Here is a 5,534-nt window from a genome sequence, read left to right on the forward strand (position 1 = left end):
TTGATTCGAGCCTTTTTCTTCACTCTCTTGTTGGGCACTTCGCATAGCCGCAGAGAGTTTTTGAATCGTGGTCACTAAAATCGTATTATTATTTTTTGATGAAAGGAGGTTTCGAGCCAACTGTTTTTGATTTTTGATCCCAACAATCAAAGTATTGGCTACCGAATTTCCGGTCGTTTGTCCGGTATGATATTCCGAGGCAAACTTCGTAAACTCATCCTGCGTTTGAGCATCTAAGTCTGTTCTATCAACAACCATGACCGTACGATCGACACCGATCGCATTTTGTGCTAATAATTTCGTTGCGACAAAACTGGTAATGGTCTTTCCTGAACCTGTCGCATGCCAAATAAATCCTCCTTCATGCTGTGCAGCTTTTTGACGAATCTTACGAATAGCATGAATTTGGTAAGGTCTTAAAGCCATGAGGAATTTTTGATTTTTTTGATCATCGACGAGAATGGTATATTGGCTAATCAATTCATGGGCATCGGGTATCCGCAAAACTGTACGAGTAAAATCAAACAAATCGGAAACCGTTTGATTGTCTTCAGTCCGCCAATTAAATAAAAACTTCTTCATCCGAGCATAGGCTTCAGCGGTATCTTCACTAGGTCTTGCAAAGTATCGGGTATCAACTTTATTGGAAATCACCATGATTTGAGTGGTTGCGTAAATCCCTTTAAAAAATCCATCTTCTGCATAACGCTGAATTTGATAATAAGCTTGCATAAAACCGTCTTTAGCGGACTCTTTTTTGAGCTCAATATGAATGATTGGGAGCCCATTAATCAGCAAGCTCACATCTCCACGATCTACTCTAGAGGAATCTGGGACCACTTGGTGAACCACCTCATAAGAAGAAGTTCCTCCTGAGATATCCTTATTTCTAAAGGCTTCTAAAGTCACTTTTTTCCCATTTTCTCGCTCTAATAAAACTTGAGCCACCCCGTTTTCTCCTCTAAGCCATTGAGAAGCTAAAAAAGGCGTTCCGGTCAAACGTGAAAACTCGACTTTGACTTGCTTAAATTCTTTGTCCGTTAATAGTTGCTCTTCCAATACTGCTAAATTTATTCGGTTCAAATGGCCTCTAAAGTTTTGCCAAAGTGCTTCTTCCGACTTCAAGTCCGGACGATAAGTCCACTGATTTTCTTTCTCACTTAAGATCTGTATGAACTGGTTTTCAATCATTTGTTCCGAATGACTCATTTGATCCCCCTCATTTCCATAGTTTCCACCATTTTTTAGATTCTGTTTTTACCGGCTCTTTTTCTTTTGCCTTGTTTCGTTCTTTTTCTGATAACCTCAATTGAGCTTTCAATTCATTGATTTCTTCCTGCGCCTCACCCCTTATCGACGAGCCATCTTTCATATCCTCCTGAGGCATTTTAAGAGCTTTCAATTCATTGATTTCTGATTTATACTCTTCTAGTACTTTTTTATCCTGTAAGGCTAGACGTTGTTGCTGGTCTAATAGCTTATGAAGATCTTTTTTTTCTGATTGGAGTTCGGACACTAGATTCCTTAAAAATAAAATCTCTTCATTCCCCTCTGGATTGTCATCAACTGAATTATCCACGTTGTCGTCAACAAAAACTTTTTGTTGACGTTTTTTAGTTGACGTTTTGTTAAAAAAAGCATTCTTAATAACTTTTTGACCATCAACGTCAACGTAAACGGTATTTCCTTTTTTTGACGTAAATTGACGTAAATCTATTGACGATTCTTTTTTTATTTTTTGCCATACAGCTTGCTTTGAAACACCTATTTCATCCGCAAGCTCTTTGATTGTCTTTAACTTTTCACTCATCATAAGTCCTGCCTTTTAACCGTGGGTAGGTATTGCTCGATTGCTTTTTTGAGATACTTAGTGATATTTTTCTTTGAGTAGTCTTCTCGCTTGGCTCTCACATAAGACAAGTGGTCTTTGACCCCATTCAAACCTCGTAAGTCTTTCAGTTCGTCATAGAGAGGGTACACGTGTGCTTGTAAGCCTGAAAGAATTTTAGTATCCGTCAAGTCTAGATAAGACAATAAGAAATGTTCCATAAGCAGCTTGGTATACGGACTTTTTAGGGCTTGTACCGTCAGCATGTCTTCGGTTTCTGCTTTACGTGCTTTATCTTCTTGGTAGACTTTATCTTCCAACTTGTAGCTGTTATCGTCTGCTCGACGTTTTTTCGTAATATGAAAGACGATAGAATCAATCGAGCGCCCCTTTTTGACTTTGTCATACGTCACGGTAAAAGAAGTATGATCATTGATTTCTTCCAAAGGTTTTTTTAATATCCATTTTTCTAAATCTGCAAAAAGTTTATATTCATTGACTATATCCGTCATTTCTCGTAATTCTCGCATGGAAATTGAAGGATTGCGGTAGGCTTCCACTTGTTCTTCTCGGCGCCCGCCCTTGTAACTATAATGCTCGTACTGGTTATAATTCATAGATAACCAGCGATACAAGATAATGGAATACTTGCTATTGAGTTCTGCAAGATCAGACAAAGCGTGTTGCGTGAAATTTTGTTTTAAATTGATTAAATACGGCATAATTTCAGGACTAAATCGGATCGTTACCTCATCATGATAATCCGTCCACTTAACATAGGGAATCGGCACAATATTTTCAAACTCAAACCCATGTTCTTTTTTTTCTTTAATTTTGAAAAAAGCTTGTTTCTGCATATTCTCAACTGCCTGCTTGAAACGACTATGTTTGTCATTGTCAGAAACTTTAAAAAACGTAAAAAGTTCTTCTTTTGAGAGATAGACTGTATGATCTTTAGGCGGTTCTTCGGTATCAATGCACGATACGGCTAACTCAAACATTTTGAGTGGGGTTTTATCCATTTTGGCAATGCTGGTAATTAAAGAATTATGCTCCACTACTTTTCGTTTTGATAATTCGTTCAAGATTTGCACCTGCTTCTGATTTTGTTCATTTTTTGGTATACTAGTCATAGAAAACTGCTCCTTTGTGAGTGATTTTAGATAGGCATGAAGATTCTCTCGACGAAAAGTGTTTCTTCATGCTTTTATTATACCATAATACATGGAGAAGATAATAGACATTCTCCATGTATAAACAGTTTTTTCTCCATATATAAACAGTTTTTTCTCCATATATAAACAGTTTTTTCTTCACATATTATTCTTTAACCCCTTGAAAACACTCACTTTTTTTTGACGCAAAAGATTAAAAGATTAAAATATATAAGATAAATATATATATAGGCTTCGCCTATTTTTTATTTTTTTCAAAAATGTAAAATCCAAAGTCAAAATCATCAAAAAAAGGAGTGAGCGAAAACCACGCTCACATTTTACTTGCAGCGTTCACTCGCACTCGCTAAAAGAAAAGATCAAACCCTCTCTTAGGACTTTCTTGGATTCCCTCTAATTGCTCGTATACGCTGTTTTAACTATTTGACTAGCTAAATACTCATACTTTGCAATCAAGCGTCTTACAGACGGTCAGGGCAAGCCCTAACAACCCTTAAATGGAAAACCTATACTTTGTTTAACTTGTTTTTTTACAACTTAAAACAAGCTATTCAATTCAAAATCACTTTAAACCCACTTAAAAGCTCGTTTAAGCATTCTTAATGTTCCCTTTGAACAAATAGACAGTTTCGAATTAAAGTCGCTTAAATCGAGTTTTAGAGCGTTTTAAAATAGAATGATGAAAAACTAAAAAGTTTCAAACGCTGGTCGGCTTGTTTCGTAAAAAAAGAGTGCAATGCGCACTTACACATCACTCTAAAAACGAGTGATGTAATGGCTAAAAATCGTGTATCAGAAGTTGCTTATCGCAACAACAAAATTTCATGCTAGTAGCGTCTCTTAAATGAGTGAGTCTTTGTTTCAATTTGTGATACATTTTTCTGATCCATCAAGAACTTCCTCAAAGATAAAATGCCCCAGCGCTCATTCCTCAATCGCCCTTTGTCATTGATTTTGTAATAAGCATTGCGCCCTATTCGGTTACAATCCTCACAACAAAATAGCAAATATAAACCCATAAATACTGCTGTAAGCTATCACATTGTAATACAAATTACTTCGTTCTTGTATTACAATGTGGCTTGAAAAGGGGGAAGTTTCACTTTCCCCTTTTATCCCCTTTGGATTGTGTCGATTTGCTTTACGCAAACGCCACCTACCCATTTTATAAAAATAAAATGGGCAAAAGATCTTTCTTTTTGTCATACAAAAAGAAGAAAAAAAGGGACGATTTTCTTCTTCCGAAATCGTCCCTCTTTTTGGATGAACGAACAAAAAATCTCTCGTATTTTGTTTGTTCATCCACTAAAAATATGCGAACAGTATGGCTTCATTCAATTCTGTTCTTACAAGTCAAAAGCATCGAATCGTCCAAGGACGATTCAACAAAAAAAGTAGTCGTTTTTGGACGACTACTAAGTTCTAAACATTCATTACCCATAATCAATTTGGTCTAACATCGTTTCTCGACTAGCTTGATCTAATCCAAGATATGTTAAAGTCATGGCTTCGCTTGAATGGTTTAATAAATGTATGACTAAACCAATATTATAATTCGACTGCGTATAAACACGATAAGTGCCTGTTTTACGCATGGTATGCGTCCCTAGATAGTTGATTCCTAAAAGATCACCAACACGTGCCATGGAGCTATACTATAAAAGTGGACAGAAAATTGGGTGTTATAATCTGTCTATTAAGACACAAAAATGAAAGGACTTTTATGTCAGGTTTTAAACGTTAGGATGAGGATTTCAAACAATCGCTTGTTAATCTCTATCAAACTGGTAAAACACAAACTGAACTCTGTAAAGATTATGGCGTATCTTCTTCTGCACTTGCAAAATGGATTAAGCAGTACTCTCAAGTGCGTCTTGAAGATAATACGGTGTTGACTGCTAAACAGATTCAAGAATTACAAAAAAGGAATGGCCAACTAGAGGAAGAAAATCTGATCTTAAAAAAAGCGAGTGCCATATTCATGCAAAACTCCAAGTAAGATTGAAAGCCATCTATCGACTCCGATTTGAACACACGACAGTTATGCTCTGTCGTGTTTTACATGTCAATCGTTCCACCTACTATAACTTCATAAACAAGAGGCCTTCGAAGCGTGAAGTAGAAAATCAACGCTTGAGAAAATTACTCCTTGAGATTTATATGAAAGCCAAGAAAAGAATTGGAACGAGAGCTTTTAAAATCATTCTCCTGCGTGATTATGGCGTTAATATTTCTGAAGGCCGTATCTTAAGACTTCTCAAGTCTATGACACTCCCTAAAATGTCAACCATCAAACCTCGTTTTAAATCAAAGAAAGCTCCTGTATTTTCTTCTGATAATCTGCTTAAACAAGAATTTAACCCGAACTCCCCAAATCAAGTTTGGACAACAGATTTCACTTATATCTCTATAGGACCTAAACGACATGTTTATCTCTGTGCTATTCTTGACCTCTACTCAAGGAAATATATTGCGTGGAAAGTAAGTGATCGAATTGATGCCAAACTCGCCTGTGACACCTTAGAGATAGC

The 5,534-nt window shown here is 36.5% G+C and carries 4 protein-coding genes and 1 pseudogene; 1 reads left to right on the forward strand and 4 read right to left on the reverse strand.

The annotated features are described in order from the left end of the window. The 4 genes from ABZS58_RS50890 to ABZS58_RS50905 all read right to left on the reverse strand — a co-directional run. The coding region (locus ABZS58_RS50890; RefSeq protein WP_354792029.1) for a type I restriction endonuclease at positions 1-1,209 on the reverse strand (1,209 nt) is incomplete at its 3' end. Between the two features lie 10 nt (positions 1,210-1,219). Beyond that, positions 1,220-1,813, reverse strand: a complete 594-nt coding sequence (locus ABZS58_RS50895; RefSeq protein ID WP_351502938.1) for a hypothetical protein — start codon at positions 1,811-1,813, stop codon at positions 1,220-1,222. Further along, positions 1,810-2,961 (reverse strand): RepB family plasmid replication initiator protein, encoded by a 1,152-nt coding sequence (locus ABZS58_RS50900; protein WP_354792031.1) that lies wholly within the window; start codon positions 2,959-2,961, stop codon positions 1,810-1,812. The genes ABZS58_RS50895 and ABZS58_RS50900 overlap by 4 nt, the downstream gene beginning before the upstream one ends. A 1,032-nt stretch (positions 2,962-3,993) precedes the next feature. Further along, a complete protein-coding gene (locus ABZS58_RS50905; RefSeq protein WP_354792033.1) occupies positions 3,994-4,305 on the reverse strand; it encodes a hypothetical protein in 312 nt (103 codons plus the stop codon). Positions 4,306-4,726: 421 nt separating this feature from the next. On the opposite strand from ABZS58_RS50905, the pseudogene ABZS58_RS50910 reads away from it, so the two are divergent. Then, a pseudogene (locus ABZS58_RS50910) lies at positions 4,727-5,534 on the forward strand (IS3 family transposase); the annotation flags it as partial.

Origin of the sequence: Dactylosporangium sp. NPDC005555 (assembly GCF_040605635.1) — a bacterium.
Lineage (GTDB): Bacteria > Actinomycetota > Actinomycetes > Mycobacteriales > Micromonosporaceae > Dactylosporangium.